The following is a 25938-nucleotide window of genomic DNA, read 5'->3' on the forward strand; positions in this document are numbered from 1 at the left end:
GCGGGAATGCCCAGTTTCGTGATTAGCATGCTCAGAAAAATTAACTGACTGTTGCACTTGTTCCTTGAGACCGCCATTTCCAGAGATGTGTAGGCACCTATTTCATGCAAGTTTTTGCGTTTGTCCTGAAACATCCTTTTGCGTGCCATGTCTTTGGCGTCCAGCACGCAACGTTTGGCCGTGCCGTGCATGTGTTCGACCAGATCCCCTGGCAATGAGCCTGCCAGCAGCGCCTCCTGTTGTGCGACAAAAGCCCGGGCGGCGGTATTGGTCAGATGCTCAATGGCCTTGCCACGCAGTATTGCCCATTTGCGTCGTCGCGAGTTGTTGGAGCCAAGCAGGTGATAGGTTTCAGGCAAATCATCGCCCACCAAATTTAGCAGCAGGGATTCGACTTCACTGTATTGCAGCAGATCCATCTCCAGGCAGTCCTCAAGATCGATCAGCGCATTGCAAATATCATCTAAGTGGGTTTTTACGTGCGGTGAACTACATTTATTTCCTGTTGACTGACGATAGGCCGCAAAATACCCGGTTTCTATTGGGTAGTAAAGTTGGGCTGTCAGGAGCGGTGTTTCACCTTTGCTTTTATGAAGTGAGTTGCTATGGCTTATGAGTTTGCTGTCGTCACTGTTTGTGTGCGAATCATTCTTTTGGCTTATATTTTTATTCTTTAAAAGTTAAGAGGTTCTTCGGTTATATTGTCTCGCTCGATGGGAGGTATTTATAAGTCGTGATTTTTCTCTACCTATTATAGCTTGTCGGGTGAGCTGGGGTGTTTGTAATCTGCACTTCAATCAGAAATGATGCTGGCTGTAAGGGGGTGTTAAATGTTCTGTTGCTGATTAACTGTTGAATATAGCAGTGGAGAAGTTATTAAAAGGTTGTGAGTTTATTCATGTGTAGGGGTAGTGGCATTTTACAATCAGTCGTTTTGTGGTAGGATTTGTCCGTTTTAGCGTTGATTGGCTTATGCAATTTATAAAATGGAAAAGGAAAAAATGGATAAAATTATAAGTGTTGTATTTGCGTCGCTAATTGCGGCTTCGTCGTTCGCAGCATCAGCAGAAACCTTTGAGCGAGTGGAGCTTGATAAAGATAGAACCAGTGTTCAGTATGCTGGTCCTATCAAGTCAATCACCAAGAGTCTTGAAGGTTACAGATGGCTTGGTCAAACAAAAGACATGAATGGTGGTGTGGTTTTTGAACCCCATGTAAATAATAGTTTTGGTAAAAATGACACTGAAACGGGTGGGGCTATAATGGTAAAAGCTACTTACTACCTATATGACAAGCCAGTTAAAGAGGCTCTGATGATTGCACGTCAAAGCGAAATTCCGGGTTTTGTCGAATTTTACGGGTATGAATCGAGAGAGCTTCAATTGCACATAAGGATGGTCAGCAATGATACTTTTCAAGCATTTGGAAGTGTCGACCAATATCGTACACCAGAAAAGATAATGACTTACAAAAAAGTTGAGAAATTTAATGAAAGTAATTATAAGGATCAGTTAGAGTCAGTAGAGGAAAGTGGGATGTGGTTTTAGTTTGCGTTGTATGGTAGGGGTAATATAGATAGCATTTTTTGAAATCGTATTGGTTTAGTGTTTTGTTAAGTTTAGTAATGAAATGGAAAAGGGAAAATGGATAAAGTTATTAGTTTTGTATTTGCGTCGTTGATTGCGGTTTCGTCGTTTGCAGCATCAGCGGAAACCTTTGAGCGAGTAGAGCTTGATATAGATAGAACCAGCGTTCAGTATGCTGGTCCTATCAAGTCAATCACCAAGAGTCTTGAAGGTTACAGATGGCTTGGTCAAACAAAAGACATGAATGGTGGTGTGGTTTTTGAACCCCATGTAAATAATAGTTTTGGTAAAAATGACACTGAAACGGGTGGGGCTATAATGGTAAAAGCTACATACTACCTATATGACAAGCCAGTTAAAGAAGCTTTAATGGTTGCCCGTCAAAGCCAAGTTGCGGGGTTTGTTGAGTTTTATAGTTTGGACTCAAGAGAGCTTCAACTTCACATAAGAATGGTGGGCGCTGACACCTTTCAAGCTTTTTCTAGCGATGACCAATATCAAAATCCAGCGAAAAACCTAATGACTTATAAAAAAGTTGAAGAGTTTAATAAAGGCAATTATAAAGACAAGCTTAAATCCGCGAGAGATAGTGGTATGATTTTCTAGTAAAGAGACATAAAAAAACTAATCAAGCAGTCTTCTTTGTTGTTTAAGGCTTTGTTGAGCTGTGTAACCGATTAACTAAAAAGGAGAGGTAAATGAAGATAATTGGATTGTGTTTCGCAGCAGTATTATCTACTTCATCTTTTGTTGCTAGTGCAGAAACATTTGAGCGTGTAGAACTTGATAAAGATAGAACCAGTGTTCAGTATGCTGGTCCTATCAAGTCAATCACTAAGGCTCTTGAAGGTTACAGATGGCTTGGTCAAACAGCCGATATGAATGGTGGGGTGGTTTTTGAACCTTATGAAAATACTCGTTTCGGTAAAAATGACACTGAAACGGGTGGGGCTATAATGGTAAAAGCTACTTACTACCTTTATGATAAGCCGGTTAAAGAAGCTTTGATGATTGCCCGCCAAAGTCAAATACCGGGTTTTGTTGAGTTTTATGGTTACGAATCGAGAGAGCTTCAACTGCATATTCGGATGGTTGATGACAGCACCTTCCAAGCATTTGCAAGCGATGACGAATATCGTAAGCCAGAAAAGTTAATGACTTACAATAAAGTTGAGAAATTCAATGAGAGTCATTACAACGATCAGTTAGAGTCGGCAATGGATGATGGTACATTTTACTAATAAATAAGTATAAAAAAAGACTATTTAGATAGTCTTTTTTTGCATTCGTATTTAAATTGGTAGCATTGTTGGTGTCATAAGTGAATGGCTGTTGTTCGGGTTGAGGTTCGGGCTTTGCGATTATATAAGTTGATAAGGGTTAAAGTGTGTTTTGAAATATTGTTTAAGTAAGCTATGCTGGATGTTGTATAAATGGTTTGAGAGGTAAGCATGGGAAGCATGAGTTGGGATAAGTTGCTGAATAACACCCGTCTTGGCGGTCGTCCTCCTAAATCTGAGCTAGGCCGTTCACCTTTCCACTCAGACCATGACAAGGTTATTTTCTCCGGGGCTTTCAGACGCCTTGCAAGAAAGACTCAGGTTCATCCTCTCGCCACGAATGACCATGTTCATAATCGTCTCACACATAGCTTGGAAGTGGCTTGTGTTGGTCGTACTCTGGGGGTGAGAGTAGGCCAAGAACTTCTGAATGAAAGACTTATCCCTGAGCAACATTCAGCTTCTGATATTGGTGATATTGTCCAGACTGCTTGTCTCGCTCATGATATTGGCAACCCTCCCTTTGGGCATACAGGTGAAGAAGCTATTCGTCACTGGTTCTCCAATGATGTTGGAGCCAAGCTGATTGAGCAATTGCCATTCAATGAAGCTACTGACTTGCGTAGATTTGAAGGTAATGCCCAAGGGTTCAGGGTTTTAACGACCTCGGAATATCATCCCTATGAAGGGGGGATGCGTCTAACCTATGCTTCATTAGGTGCTTTCATCAAATACCCTTGGCTTGCTGGTGATGCTGTTAATGGGCAAAGACCTATTCAGAACAAATATGGTATTTACTGCTCTGAATTGAGTTTGTTCAATGAAGTGGCGGATGCGACGGGTTTGTTAAAACTGGGTGATGGTTGGCGGTGCCGCCATCCATTGGCTAATCTGATGGAAGTGTCTGATGACTTCTGCTACGCCATTCTTGATTTAGAAGATGGTGTAGAGATGGGCATCCTTGAGTGGGATAAGGTCTTTGAAATACTGTGCCTTGTCCTTGATGATCACCAGAAGAATCAGTTAGTCAAAGAAATACAAGGCATGAAGGTTGGTCGCAGGCTTTCTATGGTTCGTGGAAAAGTTATTTCAGCTTTTGTAGATGCTGGAGCGACTGCTTTCATGAATAACCATAATGAAATCATGACTGGCAAGGTTCTAGGTATTTTAGAGCTTTGTGATAAGAACGTCCGTGAATGTGTAGCAGCCGCCAAAGGTCTTGCTCGTGATGAAATCTTCCAGCATCCAAGGAAGGTTGAGTTAGAAATAGGGGCTTATAGCACTCTATCTACGCTGCTTAACGTTAGCTGCTCTGCTGCTTTGGAATATGTCAGAAAGGGCGGTGTAGCTGATTCGAAGACTAGAAGGGTGGTTGAGCTTCTTGGTCTGGACTTGAAGAATTTAGACGCCAGTGGGGGCGTTTCCAAGGAATACGGTGCAATGATGCAGGTTTTGGATTACGTGAGTGGTATGACAGATAACTATGCCATGCACTTGGCTCGACAGTTTAATGGTTTGGGCGGGGAGCGAACCTAGGTGGCTTGGATCACGGGGTCAGTGGTAGAGTAGAGCTATAGCAAAGCCCTTCATATTCTTTTTTTTGAAAGCTAAATCTTCTTGATATTGCCAAATAGTTGTACTTATAAATTTTTGGCTGTTGCTTTTCAAAATATGTCATTTTTGGCTGCAAGGCCTAAGTACAGCTCGCTCTGGTAACAGCCGCGCTTGGCCGCTTGCTCGAACCAGTTGCGAATGGCGTCTTCACCTGAGTGGCCAAAAGGCGGGATCACACCATTGCGGCAAGGCGCTGCGGATCGTCTCGCCTACGCGCATGCCCAGGGAACGGCCGACGCAACTGGCTTCGAGCGAATGGGTGAGCCGGGTGTGGATATGATCATTGCTGTTCACCGGATGGACCTGGGTCTTGCGTCCCAGACGGCGAAATGCCCCTGAAAAGATGATCCGGTCGTGGTCTTTGTGAATTACGCAGCTTCTCGCTTCAGAACGGATGACGCAAGTGTGGGGAGTAATCAGAAGCCCCTCTGTGGGAGCGAACCCGTTCGCGAAGCAAAGATTGCGATTTTTCGGGCAAACCGCGGTGATGCTTTCGCGAGCGGGCTCGCTCCCACAGAGGGAGGGTGGATCCTTCAGTTCAGGGCTTGCGCGTGGCCTGGATCACCATCTTGATCAGCGGTATCAAACCGGTGGTCAGCCCGATCCAGCGGGACGTACCCTCGGTGTTTTTGCTTTTGGCGCCTCTGCCCGTCAGGAACCCGAGCAGGGTGACAATCCCCACGCCCCATAAAGGCGCGTGCTTGATCCCCAGGGTTTCTTGCCAGTTGCTGGTCATCCCGCGCATTTTTTGCAGGGGTTGCAGCAACTGTTGCGATTCATGACGAATCTCCTGGCGGTGCATTTCCATGCGCAAGCGAATCAGGGTTTTGCGCAACTCCTGGCGTGATGCGTTTTGCGGCAGTTCAGGCAGGCTCATGGCAGCAAACGCTCGCGGTCTTTGGCCAGCTCTTCAAGCGTGGCGTGGAAAGGAGAGGACTCATCGAAGATCGCGGCCTTGAGACGCAGCCCGCAGAACACGGCTGCCAGCGTATAAAACACACACAGCCCGATAAGGCCCGGGATGCGGTAGCTGTCCCAGAGCAGGATCATCACCAGCGCCGACAGGCCGATCAGCAGCAACAGGGCGAACACCAGTGCCAGCCCGGCAAACAACAACAGGCTGACGGTGCGTGCCTTCTGCTCTTGCAGTTCGATGCCCAGCAATTCGACATGGCTGTGCAACAGACCCAGGAACGCGGCACCCAGGCGCCGCGGTGAGGAACGGGGGGAGCCGGATTCGTCTGTCATATCAGCGCCGTGTTGCCAGCAGGCCCAGAACAAAGCCGACACCCGCCGCGATGCCCACGGACTGCCAAGGATTTGCCTGCACATAATCTTCGGTAGCGACTACGGCGGCCTGGCTGCGGTCTTTCAGCGATTCCTTGGTTTCTTCCAGGGTTTCGCGGGCTTTAAACAGGCTGTCCTTGATCTGGGCGCGCAGCTCTTCAGCCTGGTCACCGGCTAGGGAGGCGGTGTGTTCCAGCAGTTTTTCGGCGTCGTAGACCAGAGTCTGGAAATCGGCCATCAAAATTTCTTGAGCATTCTTTGCTGTTTTACGGGCCATGATTCACTCCATTAGTGGCTTGATGATCGTTCGAGTGTAGGCCTTCGGCGAAGGTTCACTCGTTTCCTTGGCATTGCTTACGCTTTTGGGTAGGCCGTGCCAGAGATATCTCTTGTGTACAGAAGCAAAACCTTACCTTAAATCAGTCGTTTTCGCGGGGGATTACAGCATCCTGCGATTCTTCGCTTTCAAAACAGCCTTCGAGCAAGTGATAGCGGTCATGGCGTACCTGATCAACGCGGCGTTGCACGGTTTTTTCTGACAGGCCCAGCAATATCAGTGCATGGGAAGCGAGCATAAGGCTCGACTCGAGCAATTCCGGCACCACCTCGGTGGCCCCGGCGGCCTTGAGCTCGGTGAGCTGGCTGTCGTCGCGGGTCCTGACCAGAATGGGCACTTCGAGGGTAATCAGGCGGGCTTCCTTGAGCACGCTCATGGCCACCTCGGTGTTGTCCACGGCGATCACCAATAGTTGTGCACGATCCAGGCCTACAGCGCGCAGCAGATCACCCCGGCGGGCGTCGCCGTAGTGTACGCAGCCGTCTGCTTTTGCGGCTTCCTCAATGCGGTCGGGGTCGTAGTCCAGCGCGACAAAGTCCTTGTGTTCACTGCGCAGGAAGCGGCCGATGGACTGGCCCACGCGGCCATAGCCGCACATCACCACATGCCCCTGGAGTTCAGCGTTTTGTGTTGCGATTTCTTCCAGCTCCGCCTCTTCATAGGATTGGCGGTGCAGGCTGGCTGCGATAAGTGGCGCGGCGCGCAGCAGCAGGGGCGTGAGCAGCATCGAGCAGAACGTGGCGGCCAGCAGGTAGGCAGCCATATCCGCCGGGATCAGCGAGTTGCTCTGCATCTGCGCCATCAGGGCAAAACAGAACTCACCGCCCTGGGCCAGTGCCAGGCCACTGCGCCAGGCGGTTTCGCCGTCGCTGCCACGCAACTTGACCAGAATCGCGACCACGGCACCCTTGATCAGCATCAGGGCCAGGGTCAGGCCCAAAATCAGGAAGCCGTGGTGAATGAAAAGCTGCAGGTCGATCAGCATGCCGATACTGACGAAAAACAGGCCCAGCAGAATGTCCCGGAAAGGTCGGATATCGGCTTCAATCTGATGTCGATAGTGGCTTTCGCCCAGCAGCATACCGGCCAGGAAGGCGCCCAGCGCGGGGGACAGGCCCAGCAGGTGGGTGAGCCAGGCGGTGAGCAGTACGATCACCAGCGCCAGCAACACAAACAGCTCGGCCGAGCGCGACGCGGCCACCTCGTGGAACAGGCGCGGCAGCAGGAAGCGGCTGGCAAACAGCAGCCCCAAAAACAGGATTACAGTCTTGCCCAAGGTAACCGGCAAGGCCCAATACCAGGCCTGGTCACTGCTGCCGGCGAACACTGGCACCAGCGTCAGTAGCAGTACCGCGACCACATCCTGAAACAGCAGTACGCCAATTGCGTTCTGACCGTGACGACTGAAGATTTCCCCCAGACTTGTCAGCTCTTTACTGACGATCGCCGTGGATGACAGGGCAAGTCCGGCACCGAGCAGGAATGCGCCGTTAAGGCTCATGCCAAAGGCATACAGCAGGCCGCCGAGTGCCACGGCTGAACACAGCACTTGCAGGCTGCCCAGGCCAAACACCACCCGACGCAGCTTGAGCATTTTGGGTAGCGAGAATTCCAGGCCCAGGGAAAACAGCAAAAATACCACCCCAAGTTCTGCCAGATCCGGTAGATCGGGGCTGTCGTTGATCCAGTCCAGGGCGGTCGGGCCAACGAACAGGCCGACACACAGATAACCCAGCACTGGCGGCAGTTTCAGACGCCGAAACAGGGCGATGACCACCAGTGACGAAGCTAGGATGATTAACAAATTGGCAAACACAAAGTCTTCCTTGGCAGGTCGCTAAAAAGGTCGCGAGCATCCGGCAATTGCGCAGAGCTGTCGCTGATGTGGGTCAAGCGTAGTCGCAAGGAGCGTATTAGAGCTATTGATTGTCAATTCGCGTAACTGGTTACAGGTGGTTGCTGCGGGTCGACGTCGTCGGGCAAGGCTCCTAAAATGCACGCTTTACTATTCAGGTCATTACTTATGCCTCCCGAATGTCAATTGTTCGGTACCTTGGGCTGTCACCTGTGTGAACTGGCCGAGGCGATTCTGATGCCTCTGGTTGAACACGGGCTGATGGTTGAGCTGGTCGATATTGCTGACAGCGACTCATTGTTTGAAACCTACGGATTGCAGATTCCGGTACTGCGCCGGGTAGATACGGGTCAGGAGCTGGGCTGGCCGTTTGATACTGCGCAGGTGGTCAATTTTCTCGGATAAACCTGCATAATCGCCGGCTGCACTTATCGTTCGAGTTTCTCTATGTCGCCCCAGCCTTTTATCGCCGCCGAGCATCAAGCCAGCACCTTGCACCTGCCGCCGGGCAAATGGCTGACGGTGCTCGACTGTCTGAGTGACCACTTTAGTGCCATCAGCCGCGAACAGTGGCTTGACCGTATCGCCCGTGGCCGGGTGCTGGACGCCGACGGCGCGCCGATCAGCCCGCAACTGGCGTACAGGGAAGGCCTGCGCATTCATTACTTTCGCGAAGTGCCCAACGAAACACCCATCCCGGTGCAGGAAACCATCCTGTATGCCGATGAACATCTGGTGGTGGCTGACAAACCGCATTTTCTGCCGGTGACGCCGGGCGGTGAGTATGTCGAGCAAACACTGCTGCGGCGCTTGATCCGAACCCTGGATAACCCGCATCTGGTACCACTGCACCGCATCGATCGGCATACGGCGGGGCTGGTACTGTTTTCAGCCAACCCGCAAAGTCGCTCGGCTTATCAGTCGCTGTTTCCCACGCGCAAGATCGACAAGCGCTACGAGGCTATTGCCCGGGCACTACCTGAGCTTGAACTGCCGCTGGTGCATAAAACTCGTCTGGTGGAGGGCGAGCCGTTTTTCCGTATGAAAGAAGGGCCGGGCGCCAGCAATACTGAAACCCTGGTCGATGTTTGTGAGAAAAACGGTGAGCTGTGGCGTTATGCGCTGTACCCCGTAACCGGGAAAAAGCATCAGTTGCGGGTACATATGGCGGCATTGGGCGCTGGAATCTGCAACGACCCGTTCTACCCGCACGTGATCAAGGACGCCGTGGATGACTATGCCAAGCCGCTTAAGCTGCTGGCCCAGAGTTTGCGCTTTATTGATCCGGTCACGGGAGAAGCGCGCTTTTTCGAGAGCCGGATTCATCTGGACTGGTAAAAACAAAACCCGCACAAGGCGGGTTTTGTTTTAAGACCAGAGAGCGGTATTACAGCTCTTTAACGGTACGAATCTGGTCTTTGTTGATGCGGGTTTCTTTACCGTCCAGTTGCTTGAACTGGTAGAAGCCTGAGTCGTCATCGTATTTTGGCGCGTCGACAGTCTGGATTTCGCGACCGTCGTTCAGGGTGATCACCGAAGGCGAGGAGCAGCCGGCAAGGGCGGCCATGCCAGCAGCGAGCATCAGGGCGGCGAGAGTCCGGTGAGTCATGGTGTATCTCCAACAAGTGAATGTGCTGTTAATGATTACTGTCCTTGAGACGTATACATCGTCTGCAAGTTCCATTGCTAGCCCCGGGCAGACACTGGCGCGGATTATTTCAGCAAGTCCGGGGTATTGAGATTGGCCAGCCGCGGGTCATTTTCGGCGCATTGCCAGGCCCGTGCATTGAGCTGGAGCATGATTTTGCGCGGGCTGCGTTCGCCTGCCTGCCAGGCGTTCTCGAACGCATCGTTCAGGGCTGAGGGAATCACGCACAACAGCGGTTCCCAGTGCTCGCCATTGCGAACCATCAGCGGCTGATCGGGATGTTGCGCGGCGGCGCCCAGCATGGCTTGGAGCAAGTCACGGTCAATGTTCGGTACATCGCAGGGCAGCACCAGCAAATGCGCGTGTCGGGCAGCGGCCAGCCCCGCGCGGATCCCCGCCAGAGGGCCGTCAAAATCAGTATTGCCATCGCTGACCAGATGGTCGGCGAAGCGCGCGTATTGATCGTGGTTGCGATTGCAGGAAATGATCAGGTCATCGGTCAGCGGGCGGGCTACTCGCTGTGCATACGCTATCAGCGGCTGGCCCTGCCAGGTAACCAGCCCCTTGTCCTGACCGCCCATGCGCTGGCCGCGGCCGCCCGCCAGCAACAAGATGGAGCATTCAAACTGGCTCATGAGGAACTCCGCGCAACCAGGCAAAAGAAGGGCTGTGATATAACACCGGGCTGTTTCTCCTACAACTGGACCTCGTCTATGAAAGCCAAGGTTGATGCACCTTTCGTACCTTTGAATATCGCTGTTCTGACCGTCAGTGACACCCGAACCTTGGAAACCGACACCTCGGGTCAGGTCTTTGTTGATCGCCTGCGTGATGCCGGGCACAACCTGGCGGCACGGGTGTTGCTCAAGGATGACCTGTATAAAATCCGCGCCCAGGTCGCCACCTGGATTGCCGACGATAGGGTGCAAGTGGTGTTGATTACCGGCGGCACCGGTTTTACCGCACGCGACAGCACGCCAGAGGCCGTAAGTTGCTTGCTGGACAAGCAGGTTGATGGCTTTGGAGAACTGTTCCGCCAGATATCCGTGGCGGACATTGGCACTTCGACCGTGCAGTCCCGGGCTCTGGCTGGTTTGGCCAACGGTACGCTGGTGTGCTGCCTGCCGGGTTCGACCAACGCGGTACGCACCGGTTGGGACGGGATATTGGCCGAGCAACTGGATTCCCGTCATCGCCCCTGCAACTTCGTCGCCCACTTGAAGCAGGTAGCGGCCTGTGAAACCCGTGGATAAGCCGGGTCGAACTGGCGAGCTGATGCCCGTCGAGGTGGCGCTTGAGCGTTTGCTGGCCCTGGCTGACGCGGCGCCGATCCTTGACACCGAATCGGTGCTGGTGGGGGCAAGTGATGGCCGTGTACTGGCCCACGATCTGGTTTCCAGCCTTGATCTGCCGCCGTGGCCCAACAGTGCCATGGACGGTTATGCGCTGAATATGGCCGATTGGTCGGGGGAACCGCTAACGGTCAGCCAGCGTATTTTCGCCGGTACTGCTCCCGAGCCTCTGGCGCCTGGTACCTGCGCCCGTATCTTTACCGGCGCCCCGGTACCGGCGGGCGCAGACTGCGTTGAAATGCAGGAAAACGCCCAGTTGCAGGCCGACGGACGTGTGGTCTTCACCCAGGCGTTACATGCAGGTCAGAACATTCGTCCCCAGGGGCAGGAAACTACGGTGGGTGAGGTTGTCCTTACGGCAGGTACGCGCCTGGGGCCGATTGAGCAGGGGCTGGCGGCATCTTTGGGTTGTGCCGCGCTGCTGGTGATCCGAAGGGTCAAGGTTGCAGTGTTGTCCACTGGCGATGAATTGGTCGAGCCGGGCCAGCCGTTGGGGCCGGGGCAAATCTACAACAGCAACCGTGTCGTGTTGTGCAGCTGGCTGACACGCATGGGCTGTGAGGTGGTCGACGCGGGGATCTTGCCTGATGATCTGCCGGCCACCCGTCAACGTCTGGGTGAGTTGGGGGCGGTTGACCTGATTTTGTCCACCGGTGGCGTGTCGGTGGGCGAGGCGGACTTTTTGGGCATAGCGTTGCGCGAAGAGGGCGAGCTGGCGCTATGGAAACTGGCAATCAAGCCGGGCAAGCCGCTGACCTGCGGGCACTTTCGCGGTGTGCCGGTGATCGGTTTGCCGGGTAACCCGGCGTCGACGCTGGTGACGTTCGCGCTGCTTGCGCGGCCTTATCTCCTGCGTTTGCAAGGCGTGCAGGCGGTCGAGCCGCTGAAGTTTCAGGTGCCTGCCGGTTTTGTCTGGCCCAAGCCGGGCAATCGCCGCGAGTACCTGCGCGGGCGTCTGGAGCAGGGGCGTGTGGTGATCTACCGCAACCAGAGCTCGGGAGTGTTGCGCAGCGCAGCATGGGCCGAAGGGCTGGTAGAGGTTCTTGAAGGGCGCACGGTGGCGCAAGGCGACTCCGTGGGTTTTATCCCTTTGAGTGAAGTGCTGGGTTGAGTCAGTCAGCGATCGGCACTCGCCCATAGATATCGGTCAGGCGCACGATATCGTCTTCGCCCACGTACTCACCGCTTTGCACTTCGATCATGATCAGGTCAGCGTCACCGGCGTTGCTCAGCCGGTGCGGGCTGCCGGATTTGATAAAGGTCGATGCATTGGTGTCGAGCTGGAAATCAAGGTCGCCATTGGTCACCTGTGCAACGCCGCTGACCACGATCCAGTGCTCGCTGCGCCGCTGGTGCACTTGCAATGACAGTGCAGCGCGGGGCTTGACCACAATGCGCTTGATCTTGAACCCCGGGCCTTCCTCCAGCACGGTGTAGGTCCCCCAGGGGCGGGTGACGGTGCGGTGCAGGCGGTAAGCATCGTGGCCCTGGAGCTTGAGCGCTTGCGCGATATGCCTGACGTCCTGGCTGCGCCGCGCATCGGCGACCAGCAGTGCATCGGGGGTGTCGACAATGATCAGGTCGTTTAGCCCGATCCCGCCTACCAGCCGTTTCGGCGAGTCGATGTAGCAGTTATGCACATCGTGCAGCACGTTTTCGCCATTGCACTGGTTGCCATTGGCGTCTGCCGGGCTCAGTTCGCGCACCGCCTGCCATGAGCCGATATCGCTCCAGCCCAACTGGCAGGGCACCACTGCGACTTTCTGTGAACGTTCCATCACTGCGTAGTCGATGGAAATATCGGGTACCTGGGCGAAATACTGGCTGTCCAGTTCGAGATGACGCTGCTGTTTGCCCGCAAACACCTGACTGTGCCCAAGGCAATCGATGACGGCACTCAGTACCTGCGGAGCATGGGTTTCAAACTCGTTCAGGACGCTATCGGCGCGCATGCAAAACATCCCGCTGTTCCATAGATGCAAGCCGCCGTCGAGGTAGCCTTGGGCCGTCAGGGCGTCAGGTTTTTCTACAAATTGCGCCACTTTAAAGCTGTCAGCGTTAAGTGCCGGGCCTTTTTCGATATAGCCAAAGCCGGTTTCGGCGCGGGTCGGCAAAATGCCGAAGGTCACCAGCCAGCCCTGGTCTGCCAATTGCCGGGCGCGCTCGACAGCATGGCTGAAGGCGTCAAGATCGGTTATCAGGTGATCGGCAGGCAATACCAGCAATTGCGCATCGCCCCCGTAGTGTTGCGCGACTTGCAGGGCCGCTGCCGCAATCGCTGCGCCCGTGTTACGGCCAAAGGGTTCGAGGATGAAGTCCAGTTCGATGCCGGCGCTGTTCAGTGCGCGGTAATCATCCAGGGCACGGAAAAATACGTCGCGGTTGGTCACGGTCAGCAACTGGCTGACGTCACGCAGGCCGATGGCGCGGGCGAAGGTCTTTTGCAGCAGGCTCTGGCCATCGGGCAGGCACATGAAGGGCTTGGGCAGGGTCTCGCGCGACACCGGCCACAGCCGGGTGCCAGCGCCACCGGCGATGATGCAGGGGACCAGTGTGCTCATTGAAAACGCCTCTAGAATCATGGGACTGCTGTCAGGTGTTGAAGTCTGACGGGTTCTGCGGTTTTGATCGACCCGAGAAGGTTAAATCATCCGTGCATGGGTCTTTCTGATCTGGCTGTTGTCCAAGCAGTCAGACCGATTATGTTGAGGGATGGAACATGAGTGCAGGTAAGGCTTTTTTGATATTGCATGGCAAGCAGGCGCTCAACGAAGACGTACGCGCCGCCGTTGAACAACAGCGTGCGGCAGGCTGGGAGCTGGCGGTACGCCTGACCTGGGAGGCCGGGGACGCGCAGCGTCTGGTGCGCGAAGCGTTGGACGACGGCTACACGCGTCTGATTGCGGGCGGTGGCGATGGCACGTTGCGCGATATTTGCGAGGCGATGGCTCTGGCCGATACCGAGGCCAGCCTGGTGCTGTTGCCGCTGGGCACGGCCAATGACTTTGCGCGCGCCGCCGGTGTTTCCCTGGAACCCGCTCAAGCCCTGGCTTTGCTGGATGCGCCTGCGCGGCCCATCGACCTGGGTGAGGTTGACGGTCAATTGTTCCTGAACATGGCCACCGGCGGCTTTGGTAGCCAGGTCACGGCCAATACCTCCGAGGACTTGAAAAAGGTGCTGGGTGGCGCGGCCTACCTGTTTACCGGGCTGTCTCGCTTCAGCGAGCTGCATGCGGCCTATGCCGAGTTGCAGGGGCCGGATTTTCACTGGCAAGGCGAGCTGCTGGCGCTGGGCATTGGCAACGGTCGTCAGGCCGGGGGCGGGCAAGTCCTGTGCCCTGACGCTCTGGTGGATGATGGCTTGCTGGATGTCAGTATTTTGCCTGCACCACAGGACATAGTCGGCACCCTCAAGAACCTGGTGGCCGAGGGGTGGGGGCTGGATAACCTGTTCGTCCGGGCACGTTTGCCCTGGGTCGAAATCAAGGCTGCGCAGGGGCTTGCAATCAACCTGGATGGCGAGCCGCTGCAGGGCGAGGCCATGCGCTTCACCGTGCGCAAGGGTGCCTTGAACGTGCATTTGCCACAGGGCTCGCCTTTGCTGGGCCAGTAAGCTTGTATGGGCAGTAGATGGCTAACCGATATCAAGCTCCGGGAAAACCGGCCGATAAGGTCAGGCATCAAGCACCCACGCTCAGGAGTTATTCATGGCCGGCATTCTCGACACGGTAGACCAGCGCACGCAACTGGTCGGTGAAAACCGACTGGAACTTCTCATGTTTCGCCTGGCCGGTCGGCAATTGTTCGCGATCAACGTGTTCAAGGTGCAAGAAGTCCTGCAGTTGCCCAAGCTGACCCTAATGCCGCACCGTCATCCCCATGTGTGCGGTGTGGTCAACTTGCGCGGCAAAACCCTGCCGGTGATCGACCTGTCCCAGGCTATCGGCATGCGTGCGCTGGTGCCGGGCCCGGACAGCACCATTATCGTCACCGAGTACAATCGCTCGGTGCAGGCCTTTTTGGTGGGCGGGGTCGATCGCATCGTCAATATGAACTGGGAGGCCATCCTGCCTCCGCCCGCCAGTGCCGGGCGCAGCCATTACCTGACTGCCATCAGCAAGGTCGAAGAACAACTGGTCGAGATCATCGACGTCGAAAAAGTCCTGGCCGAAATTGTGCCGTATAACGCCAAGGTCTCGCGCGAAAAGCTGGCCGATCCGATCTTCGAGCAGGTGCGCGGGCGGGAAGTGCTGCTGGTCGACGATTCCAGCGTGGCCCTGGCACAACTGCGCGAAACCCTTTCGCAGTTGGGGGTCAAAATGCATATCGCCAGTGATGGCCTCAAGGCACTGAACATGCTCAAGGCCTGGGCTGACACTGGCCAGGTCATGACTGACAAGCTGCTGATGATCTTTACCGATGCCGAAATGCCGGAAATGGACGGCTACCGGCTGACCACCGAAATCCGCAACGACCCGCGCTTGCGTGCGTTGTACGTGGTACTGCACACCTCGTTATCGGGCAGCTTCAACGAATCGATGGTGAAGAAGGTGGGTTGCGACAATTTCCTGTCCAAGTTTCAGCCGGACAAACTGGTTGATGTCGTACGTCAGCGATTGATACTTGACCAGGTGCCTGCCTGAAGCCTCACATCTTTGCATCCGTGATGGGCTCGTATACTGTGGCTTTTTTACCTCGCAGGGAGCCTGAGTCATGCTGCGTCTAAGCGCGCTTTATCGTTTTCCACTCAAATCCGGCAAGGGTGAAAGCTTGCCTCAGGCCCGGCTGGACAAGCTGGGGCTGGAAGGTGATCGCCGCTGGATGTTGGTGGATGAGGCCAGCGGGCGATTTCTCACCCAGCGTGCCGATCCCAAGATGAGCCAGCTGTCAGCGCTGTGGAACGTCACGGGTGGCTTGACCTTGAGCGCCCAGGGCTTTGAGGCTCTGGAGGTGGCGGTGCCTGATGCCGACACAGACCTGCGTGGTGTAACGATCTGGCGTGACACCCTGCGTGTGCCGGATGCAGGCGATGCTGCTGCCGACTGGCTGAGCCGCTTTGTCGAAAAACCGGTGCGTCTGGTGCATGTGCCACTGCAAAGGGCGCGCACCACTGAGTCGGGATACGGCCGGGATGATGACCAGGTCGCGTTCGCCGATGGTTACCCGCTTTTGCTGATTGGTCAGGCATCCCTGGATGACATTTCCCGCAAGATCGGTCGGCCGATGGAGATGCTGCGTTTTCGTCCCAACCTGGTAATTGAAGGCAGCGAAGCCTTTGCCGAAGACGGCTGGAAGCGTATCCGCATTGGCGATGTGGAGTTTCGCGTGGTCAAGTCCTGCTCGCGCTGCATCCTGACCACTGTCGATCCGCAAACGGGGGTGCGTGATGAACAGCGAGAACCGCTGGCGACGCTGATGACCTATCGCAAGCAGGAAAACGGCACCATGTTCGGTCAGAACCTGGTCAACGATGGTAACGGCGTACTGGAAGTCGGGATGCCGGTGACGGTGCTGGAATAACGCCGGAGCTTGTAGTCGCTGAGGAGCGGAGCGAGGCTGCGATCGATGGCGCAGCCGTCGCGAAACCTGAGCCCCCAGTCTGTCTGGGCTACGGCGGTGCCTGATTTACTACGGCTGCGCCATCGATCGCAGCCTCGCTTCGCTCCTCAGCGACTACAGAGTTTGCCTGTCACTGATCATCAAAATAGCGCTCATGCCAGTCCACCACCGGCTGCGGCGCATTGAGCTTCTGTCCGTAGATCACCGAATAAGACAGTACGTTCTGCACATATTGGCGGGTTTCGTCGAACGGGATGCTTTCGATCCAGACGTCGAAGCCCAGGTGGTTGGCGCCCTTGAGCCATTGGCGCACGCGCCCCGGGCCTGCGTTGTAAGCCGCCGAAGCCAGCACCCGGTTGCCATTGAACTGACCATGCACCTGGCTCAGATAAGCCGCACCCAACTGAATGTTTTTATCGGGGTTCAACACTTGCTGCGGTGAGGCCAGCGGAATGCTGAATTTTCGTGCGGTCTCTTTGGCCGTGGCTGGCATCAACTGCATCAGGCCACTGGCGCCAACGCCGGAGCGGGCGTCATCCATAAAGGCGCTTTCCTGACGGGTAATGGCAAATACCCAGCTGGAATGCAGGCCGCGCAGTTTGGCTTCACGCACCAGGGTGTCGCGGTGGGCCATCGGGAAGCGAATGTCCAGATCGTCCCAGTACTGGGCCTGACTGATAGTGCGAATAGCCGGGAAATACCACTTTAGGTCGTAGGCCAGTTTGGCCTGGGCGACCATTTCGTCGCGGCTGAACAGGCGGCTGACGTAGTACCACTCACGACGACCATCGACCACCTGGCCGCGATCATGGAATTCCAGTGCGCGTTGTACGCCGGGTGTGTTGCGCACTTTTTTGATCAGTTGCGGGCTGAGCATCAGCGGCCGGTTGTTGAGCTGGTAAGGGGTTTGCGCCCGATCAGCAGCGAGGAAACCGTAGAAATCCCGTTCGTTGGCGACTTTTTTGAACAGTACCAGCGCCTGCGGGTTTTTTGGCTCGGCCAGCTCCAGGCTGCGCGCCTGCCAGTAGCGCCAGCGGCTGGTGGTTGCCAGGTCCTGGGGCAGCTTGCGGGTCAACTGATAAGCGTCTTCCCAGCGGCCCAGGCGCAGCAGCAGGCGCAGGCGCCATTCGGTGACGGTGTTGTCCCGCAGTTCGGGGTCGTACTGGGTCATGATGTCCAGGCCGCGGCTGTCGTAGCGGCGGGCGAACGTCAGGCCGATTTCCCGGGCGATGGCGACTTTTTCATCGCGGGAAAAGTGCATGTTGGTGGCGTAGGTGTCGAGCAGGGATGCGGCTTTTTCCGGGTCCTGGCGCGCCAGGCGGCGCAGGCCCAGACCTACGGCGTCAGACATGGCCTCGCTGGCCGGGGCAAAGCGTGACGGCTGGCTGAGCATGTCGGGCTTTTGCGCCACTTCAATCATCAGCCGGGCTTGTGGGCCCAGGGTATTGAGGCCGTTGGCCAGTTGCGTGGCCAGGGCGTAATTGCGTGCTTCAGCGGCCAGCTTGACCCGCTGCCAGCGTTTTTGCTCGGTCAGTTGGCCTGCAGCGGCCCATTGGCTGAACAGGGCGTCGCAGGCGGCAGGTTGTGCTTTGCCGACCATCCACAGTTTTTCTGCACTGGCATAACCCTCGGCCTTGCGGTTGTGTTGCAGTTCATATTGACCATTGAGGCAGTCCAGCTCGGTGAAGTTGAGCTTGGGGTCGTAGTACTTTTCAAAAGTGGCCCAGTCGCCACGGTCTGCCAGCCAACGCAACCATCGCAGTTTCATCCAGTTGGCCTGGGGCAGGTCGCCGTGCTCGGCCAGGAATTGCTCGATTTCAGTGTTGCTCGCCGACTTCAGTCGGGCGGTCAGCTCGTCATAGGCCAGGTACGGCGTGAGCGGGTAGCTGCGCAGGGCTGCGGAATTTTGAAAATAAGGGCCGGAATCGCCTTTGGCCAGGGCGCGCTTGGCCTGGTCGTACAGTTGGCGTTGTTGAGTCAGGTCTGCGCCATGGGCGGCTTGCACGGCACAACTGGTGAGAAGCAGGCAGGATAAAAAGTTGAAGAGACGACTGCGCATGAGGCTTCCGTACTGATAAAAAATGCGACGAGCGCAGGTCGGGCCTGCACTGATTATCTCGTAGCTTAGCCTTTTGCCAGCAGCGCGTGAAAGCCTTGGCGGTCAAGCGGTGCAACTTGGCACTAAATGAAGGGGAGCGGGCGCCGTACACGAAATACCCGGCCGCCTGAGGGGTTAAATCAGGTAGAATGCGCGCCCAGTTTTTGGAGAAGCTCATGACCCTGCTCAAATTCAGCGATGTGTCCCTTGCTTTCGGCTCTATGCCGTTGTTGGACAAGGTGTCCTGGCAGATCGCCCGTGGAGAGCGGGTGTGCATCATCGGCCGCAACGGTACCGGCAAGTCCAGCATGATGAAGCTGGTTAAAGGTGATCAAAAACCCGATGACGGCTCTGTTTGGCGCGCGCCCGGCCTCAAGATTGGCGAATTGCCGCAAGAGTTGCCGGTAGCCGACGAGCGGACCGTGTTCGACGTTGTGGCCGAAGGCCTGGACGGTGTTGGCGAACTGCTGGCCCAGTACCATCACCTGAGTCAGAACATCGTCACCGATGCTGACCTGGACAAGCTGATGCACGTCCAGCAAGACCTTGAAGCCCGTGATGGCTGGCGCTTGCAGCAACTGGTAGACAGCACCCTGAGCCGTCTGCAGTTGCCGGCAGATAAAACTCTTGCCGAATTGTCCGGCGGCTGGCGTCGACGCGTCCTGCTGGCTCAAGCACTGGTTTCCGAACCGGACTTGCTGCTGCTCGACGAACCGACCAACCACCTGGATATCGGCGCAATCGCGTGGCTGGAAGAGGCCTTGAAGGACTTCCAGGGCGCGGTACTGTTTATTACCCACGACCGTTCATTTCTGCAAAATCTGGCCACCCGGATTCTGGAACTGGACCGTGGCGGCCTGATCGACTGGAACGGCGACTACGCCAGCTTCCTGGTCCACAAGGAAGCCACCCTGGCTGCTGAAGAAACCGCCAACGCGCTGTTCGACAAGCGCCTGGCCCAGGAAGAAGTGTGGATCCGCCAGGGCATCAAGGCCCGCCGTACCCGCAACGAAGGCCGCGTGCGCGCCCTGAAAGAACTGCGCGTAGAGCGCAGCGAACGTCGCGAGCGTACCGGCAAGGCCAACATCCAGCTGGACACCGCAGACAAATCCGGCAAACAAGTAATGGTGCTGGAAAACGTCAGCTTTGCGCACCCGGGTGGTCCGTTCCTGCTCAAGGACTTCTCGATGGTGCTCCAGCGCGGCGACCGTATCGGCCTGCTGGGTGCCAACGGTACCGGTAAAACCACGCTGCTCAAGTTGATGCTGGGCGGCCTGGTGCCAACCGAAGGTACGGTTGAAGAGGGCACGCGCATTGACGTGGCTTACTTCGATCAGCTGCGTCATCAGCTGGATCTGGAAAAAACCGTGATCGACAACGTGGCTGAAGGCCGCGACTTTATCGATATCGACGGCCAGAGCCGCCACGTGCTCAGCTACCTGGGTGACTTCCTGTTCAGCCCTCAGCGTGCCCGCACGCCGGTCAAGGCGCTGTCGGGTGGTGAGCGTGCCCGTCTGTTGCTGGCCAAGCTGTTCAGCAAGCCGGCCAACCTGCTGGTGCTCGATGAGCCAACCAACGACCTGGACGTTGAAACCCTGGAGTTGCTTGAAGAAGTGCTGCTGACCTTCAAGGGCACCGTGCTGATGGTCAGTCACGACCGGGCATTCCTTGATAACGTGGTTACCAGCACCCTGGTTTTCCAGGGCGAAGGCAAGGTTCGCGAATACGTGGGCGGTTATCAGGACTGGCTGCGTCAGGGCGGTTCGCCACGCCTGCTGGGCGTAACCGAGAGCAAGTCCGGCAAGGCCGACCTGAACTCGGCGGTGGTCGAGGCTGCCCCGGCACCTGTGGCTGCGCAACCTGCTCCGGCTGCGAAAAAGAAACTCAGCTACAAGCTGCAGCGTGAGCTGGAAGCCTTGCCTGCTGATATCGACGCCAAAGAACAGGCAATTGCCGCGGTTGAAGCAGAAATGGCTGACGCTGGTTTCTATCAACTGCCTGCGGCCAAAACCGCAGAAGTGATTGCCAAGCTTGAAACATTGCAAGCCGAGCTTGAACAGCTGGTTGAGCGTTGGGCCGAGCTGGATGCCTGATTGATCGCGTGCTGAACTGAAAAGCCCGGCCCTTTAACAAGGTGCCGGGCTTTTTTGTTGTTACATGCAGATAAACTTAGTCAGGTTTTTTCAGGCTGACGGCCAGCACGTCGCACGGTGCACCATGCAGTACGTCGTTGGCGGTCGAGCCCAGCAGCAGGGCGAGGCCGTGGCGACCGTGGCTGCCGACCACGATCAGGTCGCAGTTTTGCGCTTTGGCCAGGGCATGGATTTCCTGGCGCGGCTGACCGTAGTTCAAGTGGCAGAAGTCCTTGTGCAGTTGCGGGTACTTGGCAATCAGCCGCTCAAGGCGCTCTTTGGCCTGATCGAACTGTTGCTGCTGCAATTGCGAAAGATCCATCGGCACGTCGCCGCCGAACGCCATCGCCATCGGTTCAACGATGTGTATCAGCGACAATTTGGCGCCGTTGGCCTTGGCGCTTTCACTGGCGCGGTTGATCACGGGGTCGCATTCGTCGGTCAGGTCTACGGCGACCAGGATATGTTCGTAGGGCATGTGGGGTGCTCCTGTAGATGGCGATTAATTATGAGTATGGCCCTTTTCCAGAGCCTTGGTTCAAGTCTGGGTCACGCGTTTATCAAGTAATGAGAGTACAGATATGACGGTATGGATAGTGGTGTCAATCCTGGCACTGGTTCTGAGCCCTCTGGCGTGGTTGCGTCCATCCCGGGGTCAAAGTGGTCGTATGGACCTGCGCATGGAGGCGCGGCGCATGGGTTTGTCCATGCAGCTGGCGCCCCAGGAGTGGCCGCACTGGCTTGAGCCGCAACCACCCGGTTCCTGCGCGCAGTACCACCGCCCGCGCCGCAGTACTAAGCCTGATGTTTGGTGCTATTGGCAATCGGCACCTGGAAAATGGCTCAACCGCTGGCAGGAAGAATGTGAGGATGAGCGCCTGCTGGCGCAGTTCAGCAAGCTGCCAGCCAACGTGTACAAGGTTGAGGCAGACAAACAAATGATCGTGCTGGTGTGGGGCGAGAAGGGCGAGGCCCAGGTGCTCAAGGCGATCGACGAGGTGCTTAAGGCGCTGGCTTGAATGTGTGCTTCGGTTCTTGTAGTCGCTGACGAGGTACGAGGCTGCGATCGGGCGCGCAGCGGCCGTTAATCCTGAGTCTCCCGTTTTCTGACGCACGCAGGTGCACCAGTACCGACGGCTTCGCCGCCGATCGCAGCCTCGTACCTCGTCAGCGACTACAAGGATCTGTGAGGTGCGGGGTTTTTGAACTGACTGCCGGGTCGTTTTGTCATCATTGTTTTGGACAATTGACAATCGATCGCTTTTCCGTGAAGGTGTCGACACCCAAATCAAACGGGCGTATGAATTGAGTGTTTGTCGTGTAAGACGATGCTTGTTCAATCCCGATTATCGCGTTGGCGGGTGTGCCTGGCGGATTGGCAACAGCATTGACGCAAAAGTCAGTGACAGCCAGACGCTAGCTTCTGACGTGTACTGTTCAGCTTCCATATCCTGGAGATCAGTTGATGATTTACGAAGGTAAAGCCATCACGGTTACGGCTCTTGAAAGTGGCATCGTCGAACTCAAGTTCGACCTCAAGGGTGAGTCCGTCAACAAATTCAACCGTCTAACCCTGAACGAATTGCGTCAGGCGGTAGATGCGATCAAGGCAGACGCTTCGGTCAAGGGTGTCATCGTTTCCAGCGGTAAAGACGTATTTATCGTCGGCGCCGACATCACCGAATTCGTCGAAAACTTCAAGTTGCCGGATGCCGAGCTGATTGCTGGCAACCTCGAAGCCAACAAGATCTTCAGCGATTTTGAAGACCTCAATGTGCCGACCGTCGCAGCCATCAATGGCATCGCGTTGGGTGGCGGCCTGGAAATGTGCCTGGCAGCCGACTTCCGGGTCATGGCTGACAGCGCCAAGATCGGCCTGCCGGAAGTTAAGCTGGGCATCTACCCTGGCTTTGGCGGCACCGTGCGTCTGCCACGCCTGATCGGTGTTGATAACGCGGTTGAATGGATTGCCTCGGGCAAGGAAAACCGCGCAGAAGACGCTCTGAAAGTCAGCGCCGTTGATGCTGTGGTCACTGCTGACAAGCTGGGCGCAGCTGCCCTGGACCTGATCAAGCGCGCCATCAGTGGCGAACTGGATTACAAGGCCAAGCGCCAGCCGAAGCTGGAAAAGCTCAAGCTCAACGCTATCGAACAAATGATGGCTTTCGAAACCGCCAAAGGTTTCGTGGCTGGCCAGGCCGGCCCGAACTACCCGGCCCCGGTTGAAGCGATCAAGACCATCCAGAAAGCCGCGAACTTCGGTCGTGACAAGGCGTTGGAAGTTGAAGCTGCAGGTTTCGCCAAGCTGGCCAAAACCAGCGCTTCGCAATGCCTGATCGGCCTGTTCCTGAACGATCAGGAGCTGAAGAAAAAGGCCAAGGTCTACGACAAGATCGCCAAAGACGTGAAGCAGGCCGCCGTTCTGGGCGCCGGCATCATGGGTGGCGGCATTGCCTATCAGTCGGCGTCCAAAGGCACCCCGATCCTGATGAAGGACATCAACGAGCACGGCATCGAGCAGGGTCTGGCTGAAGCCGCCAAACTGCTGGTGGGCCGCGTTGATAAAGGTCGCATGACCCCGGCGAAAATGGCTGAAGTACTGAACGGCATTCGTCCTACTTTGTCCTACGGCGATTTCGGCAACGTCGACCTGGTGGTCGAAGCGGTTGTCGAGAACCCGAAGGTCAAGCAGGCTGTATTGGCGGAAGTGGAAAACCACGTTCGCGAAGACGCCATCCTCGCTTCCAACACCTCGACCATTTCCATCAGCCTGCTGGCCAAGGCCCTCAAGCGTCCGGAAAACTTCGTTGGCATGCACTTCTTCAACCCGGTGCACATGATGCCGCTGGTTGAAGTGATCCGTGGCGAGAAGTCCAGCGACCTGGCCGTGGCAACCACCGTTGCCTACGCCAAGAAAATGGGCAAGAACCCGATCGTGGTCAACGACTGCCCGGGCTTTTTGGTCAACCGCGTGCTGTTCCCGTACTTCGGCGGTTTCGCCAAGCTGGTCAGCGCCGGTGTCGACTTTGTGCGTATCGACAAAGTGATGGAAAAATTCGGCTGGCCAATGGGCCCGGCGTACCTGATGGACGTGGTCGGCATCGACACCGGCCACCACGGTCGCGACGTTATGGCTGAAGGCTTCCCGGACCGCATGAAAGACGACCGCCGCTCGGCGATCGATGCGCTTTACGAGGCCAAGCGCCTGGGTCAGAAGAACGGTAAGGGCTTCTACGCTTACGAGGCTGACAAAAAGGGCAAGCAGAAGAAAGTGGTTGATTCGAGCGTGCTTGAAGTGCTCAAGCCAATTGTTTACGAGCAGCGCGACGTGACCGACGAAGACATCATCAACTGGATGATGATCCCGCTGTGTCTGGAAACCGTACGTTGCCTGGAAGACGGCATCGTTGAAACCGCAGCCGAGGCCGATATGGGCCTGGTCTACGGCATTGGCTTCCCGCTGTTCCGTGGTGGTGCGCTGCGCTACATCGATTCGATCGGTGTTGCAGAGTTCGTCGCCCTGGCCGATCAGTACGCTGAACTGGGCGCGCTGTACCACCCGACTGCGAAGCTGCGTGAGATGGCCAAAAACGGCCAGAGCTTCTTCGGTTAAGCGCCCCATTAGAGTGAGAGTGAAATTATGAGCTTGAATCCTAGAGACGTGGTGATTGTAGACTTCGGTCGCACCCCGATGGGCCGCTCCAAGGGTGGCATGCACCGCAACACCCGTGCTGAAGACATGTCTGCGCACCTGATCAGCAAAGTGCTGGAGCGCAACAGCAAGGTTGACCCGAGCGAAGTGGAAGACGTGATCTGGGGCTGTGTCAACCAGACCCTGGAGCAGGGCTGGAACATCGCGCGCATGGCGTCGTTGATGACCCAGATCCCGCACAGCTCTGCAGCACAGACCGTGAGCCGCCTGTGCGGTTCATCGATGAGCGCCCTGCACACGGCTGCGCAAGCGATCATGACCGGCAACGGTGACGTTTTCGTAGTTGGCGGCGTCGAGCATATGGGCCACGTGAGCATGATGCACGGTGTCGACCCTAACCCGCACATGTCGCTGTACGCGGCGAAAGCCTCGGGCATGATGGGTTTGACCGCAGAAATGCTGGGCAAGATGCACGGCATCAGCCGTGAGCAGCAGGATGCTTTTGCTGTGCGTTCCCACCAGCTCGCCCACAAGGCGACGGTAGAAGGCAAGTTCAAAGACGAAATCATCCCGATGCAGGGTTACGACGAAAACGGCTTCCTGAAAGTTTTCGACTACGATGAAACTATTCGTCCAGATACCACCCTGGAAAGCCTGGCGGCGTTGAAACCTGCGTTCAACCCTAAAGGCGGTACCGTGACTGCGGGCACTTCGTCGCAAATCACCGACGGTGCGTCGTGCATGATCGTGATGTCGGCCCAGCGTGCAAAAGACCTGGGTCTTGAGCCGCTGGCAGTGATCCGCTCGATGGCAGTTGCCGGTGTGGACCCTGCGATCATGGGCTATGGTCCAGTACCGGCTACGCAAAAAGCGTTGAAGCGTGCAGGCTTGAATATGGCCGATATCGACTTCATCGAGCTCAACGAAGCTTTCGCTGCACAGGCCCTGCCGGTGCTGAAAGATTTGAAAGTGCTCGACAAGATGAATGAGAAGGTTAACCTGCACGGCGGTGCCATCGCACTGGGTCACCCGTTTGGATGCTCGGGCGCTCGTATCTCTGGCACTTTGCTCAATGTAATGAAGCAAAATGGCGGCACCTTCGGGTTGTCCACCATGTGCATTGGTCTTGGCCAGGGCATTGCCACCGTCTTCGAACGCGTCTAAGCGTTGCGATGATGGAAGCCGGGGCCTTGTGCCCCGGTTTTTGTTTTTAAGCGTGTTTATTTTTTTATTTTGCAGAGGGGCCGCAATATGCCGCTACAACCTGGGCTCTATCAGCACTACAAAGGCCCTCAATACCGGGTATTCAGTGTGGCACGCCACTCCGAAACCGAAGAGGATGTGGTGTTCTATCAAGCTCTGTATGGCGATTACGGCTTTTGGGTACGCCCGCTGAGCATGTTCCTGGAGTCAGTCATGGTCGAGGGCGAACAGGTCCCGCGCTTTGCCTTGATTCAGGCAGAACCCAGCGTTTTTTCCAGGCCATAAGGGCAGGTCGCGCAGAACCCTGTGCTTGACCTCACCTTGTAGCCACTATA

Annotated in this window: 25 protein-coding genes and 2 pseudogenes; 16 read left to right on the top strand and 11 right to left on the bottom strand. The window is 56.0% G+C overall.

Annotation, left to right across the window (positions count from 1 at the left end; all coding sequences use genetic code 11):
* Nucleotides 1–65: 65 nt before the first annotated feature.
* A pseudogene (locus tag CJU81_RS21070) lies at nt 66–464 on the bottom strand (deoxyguanosinetriphosphate triphosphohydrolase); the annotation flags it as partial.
* A 522-nt stretch (nt 465–986) separates the two neighbouring features.
* Between CJU81_RS21070 and CJU81_RS21075 the strand changes: the two are divergent.
* From CJU81_RS21075 to CJU81_RS21090, 4 genes are all read left to right on the top strand, one after another.
* Entirely contained in the window at nt 987–1547 is a 561-nt protein-coding gene (locus CJU81_RS21075; protein WP_141232621.1) for a hypothetical protein, read from the top strand.
* Between the two features lie 96 nt (nt 1548–1643).
* A complete protein-coding gene (locus tag CJU81_RS21080) occupies nt 1644–2192 on the top strand; it encodes a hypothetical protein (protein ID WP_095038114.1) in 549 nt (182 codons plus the stop codon).
* A gap of 92 nt (nt 2193–2284) precedes the next feature.
* Nucleotides 2285–2827, top strand: coding sequence for a hypothetical protein (locus CJU81_RS21085; RefSeq protein WP_095038115.1), 543 nt, complete (start codon nt 2285–2287; stop codon nt 2825–2827).
* Between the two features lie 219 nt (nt 2828–3046).
* Nucleotides 3047–4402, top strand: a complete 1356-nt coding sequence (locus CJU81_RS21090) for a deoxyguanosinetriphosphate triphosphohydrolase (RefSeq protein WP_095038146.1) — start codon at nt 3047–3049, stop codon at nt 4400–4402.
* 182 nt (nt 4403–4584) lie between these two features.
* Here the strand turns inward: CJU81_RS21090 and CJU81_RS21095 are convergent.
* From CJU81_RS21095 to CJU81_RS21115, 5 genes and pseudogenes are all read right to left on the bottom strand, one after another.
* A pseudogene (locus CJU81_RS21095) lies at nt 4585–4846 on the bottom strand (deoxyguanosinetriphosphate triphosphohydrolase); the annotation flags it as partial.
* Between the two features lie 172 nt (nt 4847–5018).
* The gene (locus CJU81_RS21100; protein ID WP_016780028.1) at nt 5019–5357 is read right to left on the bottom strand and encodes a hypothetical protein; all 339 of its coding nucleotides are present in this window, start codon (nt 5355–5357) and stop codon (nt 5019–5021) included.
* A complete protein-coding gene (locus CJU81_RS21105) occupies nt 5354–5728 on the bottom strand; it encodes a phage holin family protein (RefSeq protein WP_095038116.1) in 375 nt (124 codons plus the stop codon). The genes CJU81_RS21100 and CJU81_RS21105 overlap by 4 nt, the downstream gene beginning before the upstream one ends.
* Before the next feature lies 1 nt (nt 5729).
* Complete coding sequence (locus CJU81_RS21110) at nt 5730–6044, bottom strand: DUF883 family protein (RefSeq protein WP_095028518.1); 315 nt, start codon at nt 6042–6044, stop codon at nt 5730–5732.
* A 142-nt stretch (nt 6045–6186) separates the two neighbouring features.
* On the bottom strand, nt 6187–7920 hold the full coding sequence (locus tag CJU81_RS21115; protein ID WP_095038117.1) for a cation:proton antiporter: 1734 nt from the start codon (nt 7918–7920) through the stop codon (nt 6187–6189).
* Between the two features lie 207 nt (nt 7921–8127).
* On the opposite strand from CJU81_RS21115, the gene CJU81_RS21120 reads away from it, so the two are divergent.
* Both CJU81_RS21120 and CJU81_RS21125 read left to right on the top strand, forming a co-directional pair.
* A complete protein-coding gene (locus CJU81_RS21120; protein ID WP_095038118.1) occupies nt 8128–8364 on the top strand; it encodes a glutaredoxin family protein in 237 nt (78 codons plus the stop codon).
* Nucleotides 8365–8406: 42 nt separating this feature from the next.
* Nucleotides 8407–9297 carry a pseudouridine synthase gene (locus CJU81_RS21125; RefSeq protein WP_095038119.1) on the top strand — a complete coding sequence of 297 codons (891 nt, stop codon included), beginning with the start codon at nt 8407–8409 and terminating at the stop codon, nt 9295–9297.
* Between the two features lie 49 nt (nt 9298–9346).
* Here CJU81_RS21125 and CJU81_RS21130 read toward each other — a convergent pair whose 3' ends face one another.
* Together CJU81_RS21130 and mobA are read right to left on the bottom strand one after the other, a co-directional pair.
* Nucleotides 9347–9568, bottom strand: a complete 222-nt coding sequence (locus tag CJU81_RS21130) for a YgdI/YgdR family lipoprotein (protein WP_095002224.1) — start codon at nt 9566–9568, stop codon at nt 9347–9349.
* A gap of 104 nt (nt 9569–9672) precedes the next feature.
* Nucleotides 9673–10242, bottom strand: coding sequence for a molybdenum cofactor guanylyltransferase MobA (gene mobA / locus CJU81_RS21135; protein ID WP_095038120.1), 570 nt, complete (start codon nt 10240–10242; stop codon nt 9673–9675).
* Nucleotides 10243–10320: 78 nt separating this feature from the next.
* Between mobA and moaB the strand changes: the two genes are divergently transcribed.
* Both moaB and CJU81_RS21145 read left to right on the top strand, forming a co-directional pair.
* The gene (gene moaB / locus CJU81_RS21140; protein WP_095038121.1) at nt 10321–10860 is read left to right on the top strand and encodes a molybdenum cofactor biosynthesis protein B; all 540 of its coding nucleotides are present in this window, start codon (nt 10321–10323) and stop codon (nt 10858–10860) included.
* Nucleotides 10844–12070: a molybdopterin molybdotransferase MoeA gene (locus CJU81_RS21145; protein ID WP_095038122.1), complete on the top strand. Its 1227-nt coding sequence runs from the start codon at nt 10844–10846 to the stop codon at nt 12068–12070. Before moaB ends, CJU81_RS21145 begins: the two co-directional genes overlap by 17 nt.
* Before the next feature lies 1 nt (nt 12071).
* Here the strand turns inward: CJU81_RS21145 and CJU81_RS21150 are convergent, their stop codons facing one another.
* The gene (locus CJU81_RS21150; protein WP_095038123.1) at nt 12072–13520 is read right to left on the bottom strand and encodes a mannose-1-phosphate guanylyltransferase/mannose-6-phosphate isomerase; all 1449 of its coding nucleotides are present in this window, start codon (nt 13518–13520) and stop codon (nt 12072–12074) included.
* 158 nt (nt 13521–13678) lie between these two features.
* Here CJU81_RS21150 and yegS point away from each other — a divergent pair, with 158 nt between their 5' ends.
* The 3 genes from yegS (at nt 13679) to CJU81_RS21165 (ending at nt 16479) form a co-directional block, all read left to right on the top strand.
* Nucleotides 13679–14572, top strand: a complete 894-nt coding sequence (gene yegS / locus CJU81_RS21155) for a lipid kinase YegS (RefSeq protein WP_095038124.1) — start codon at nt 13679–13681, stop codon at nt 14570–14572.
* A 94-nt stretch (nt 14573–14666) separates the two neighbouring features.
* Nucleotides 14667–15602 carry a chemotaxis protein CheV gene (locus CJU81_RS21160; protein ID WP_095038125.1) on the top strand — a complete coding sequence of 312 codons (936 nt, stop codon included), beginning with the start codon at nt 14667–14669 and terminating at the stop codon, nt 15600–15602.
* A 70-nt stretch (nt 15603–15672) separates the two neighbouring features.
* Entirely contained in the window at nt 15673–16479 is an 807-nt protein-coding gene (locus CJU81_RS21165) for an MOSC domain-containing protein (RefSeq protein WP_095038126.1), read from the top strand.
* Between the two features lie 169 nt (nt 16480–16648).
* Here the strand turns inward: CJU81_RS21165 and CJU81_RS21170 are convergent, their stop codons facing one another.
* Complete coding sequence (locus CJU81_RS21170) at nt 16649–18577, bottom strand: transglycosylase SLT domain-containing protein (protein WP_095038127.1); 1929 nt, start codon at nt 18575–18577, stop codon at nt 16649–16651.
* 215 nt (nt 18578–18792) lie between these two features.
* On the opposite strand from CJU81_RS21170, the gene CJU81_RS21175 reads away from it, so the two are divergent.
* A complete protein-coding gene (locus CJU81_RS21175; RefSeq protein WP_016780043.1) occupies nt 18793–20709 on the top strand; it encodes an ATP-binding cassette domain-containing protein in 1917 nt (638 codons plus the stop codon).
* A 76-nt stretch (nt 20710–20785) separates the two neighbouring features.
* Here the strand turns inward: CJU81_RS21175 and CJU81_RS21180 are convergent, their stop codons facing one another.
* Nucleotides 20786–21226 (bottom strand): universal stress protein, encoded by a 441-nt coding sequence (locus CJU81_RS21180; protein ID WP_095038128.1) that lies wholly within the window; start codon nt 21224–21226, stop codon nt 20786–20788.
* Between the two features lie 103 nt (nt 21227–21329).
* On the opposite strand from CJU81_RS21180, the gene CJU81_RS21185 reads away from it, so the two are divergent.
* From CJU81_RS21185 to CJU81_RS21205, 4 genes are all read left to right on the top strand, one after another.
* Nucleotides 21330–21767, top strand: a complete 438-nt coding sequence (locus CJU81_RS21185; RefSeq protein WP_095028506.1) for a hypothetical protein — start codon at nt 21330–21332, stop codon at nt 21765–21767.
* A 446-nt stretch (nt 21768–22213) separates the two neighbouring features.
* Entirely contained in the window at nt 22214–24361 is a 2148-nt protein-coding gene (fadB, locus tag CJU81_RS21195) for a fatty acid oxidation complex subunit alpha FadB (protein WP_095038129.1), read from the top strand.
* Between the two features lie 27 nt (nt 24362–24388).
* Nucleotides 24389–25564, top strand: coding sequence for an acetyl-CoA C-acyltransferase FadA (gene fadA, locus CJU81_RS21200; RefSeq protein WP_095038130.1), 1176 nt, complete (start codon nt 24389–24391; stop codon nt 25562–25564).
* A gap of 87 nt (nt 25565–25651) precedes the next feature.
* Complete coding sequence (locus tag CJU81_RS21205) at nt 25652–25888, top strand: DUF1653 domain-containing protein (RefSeq protein ID WP_095028503.1); 237 nt, start codon at nt 25652–25654, stop codon at nt 25886–25888.
* Nucleotides 25889–25938: the final 50 nt, after the last annotated feature.

Origin of the sequence: Pseudomonas fragi, assembly GCF_002269505.1 — a bacterium.
GTDB classification, from domain to species: Bacteria; Pseudomonadota; Gammaproteobacteria; order Pseudomonadales; family Pseudomonadaceae; genus Aquipseudomonas; species Aquipseudomonas fragi_D.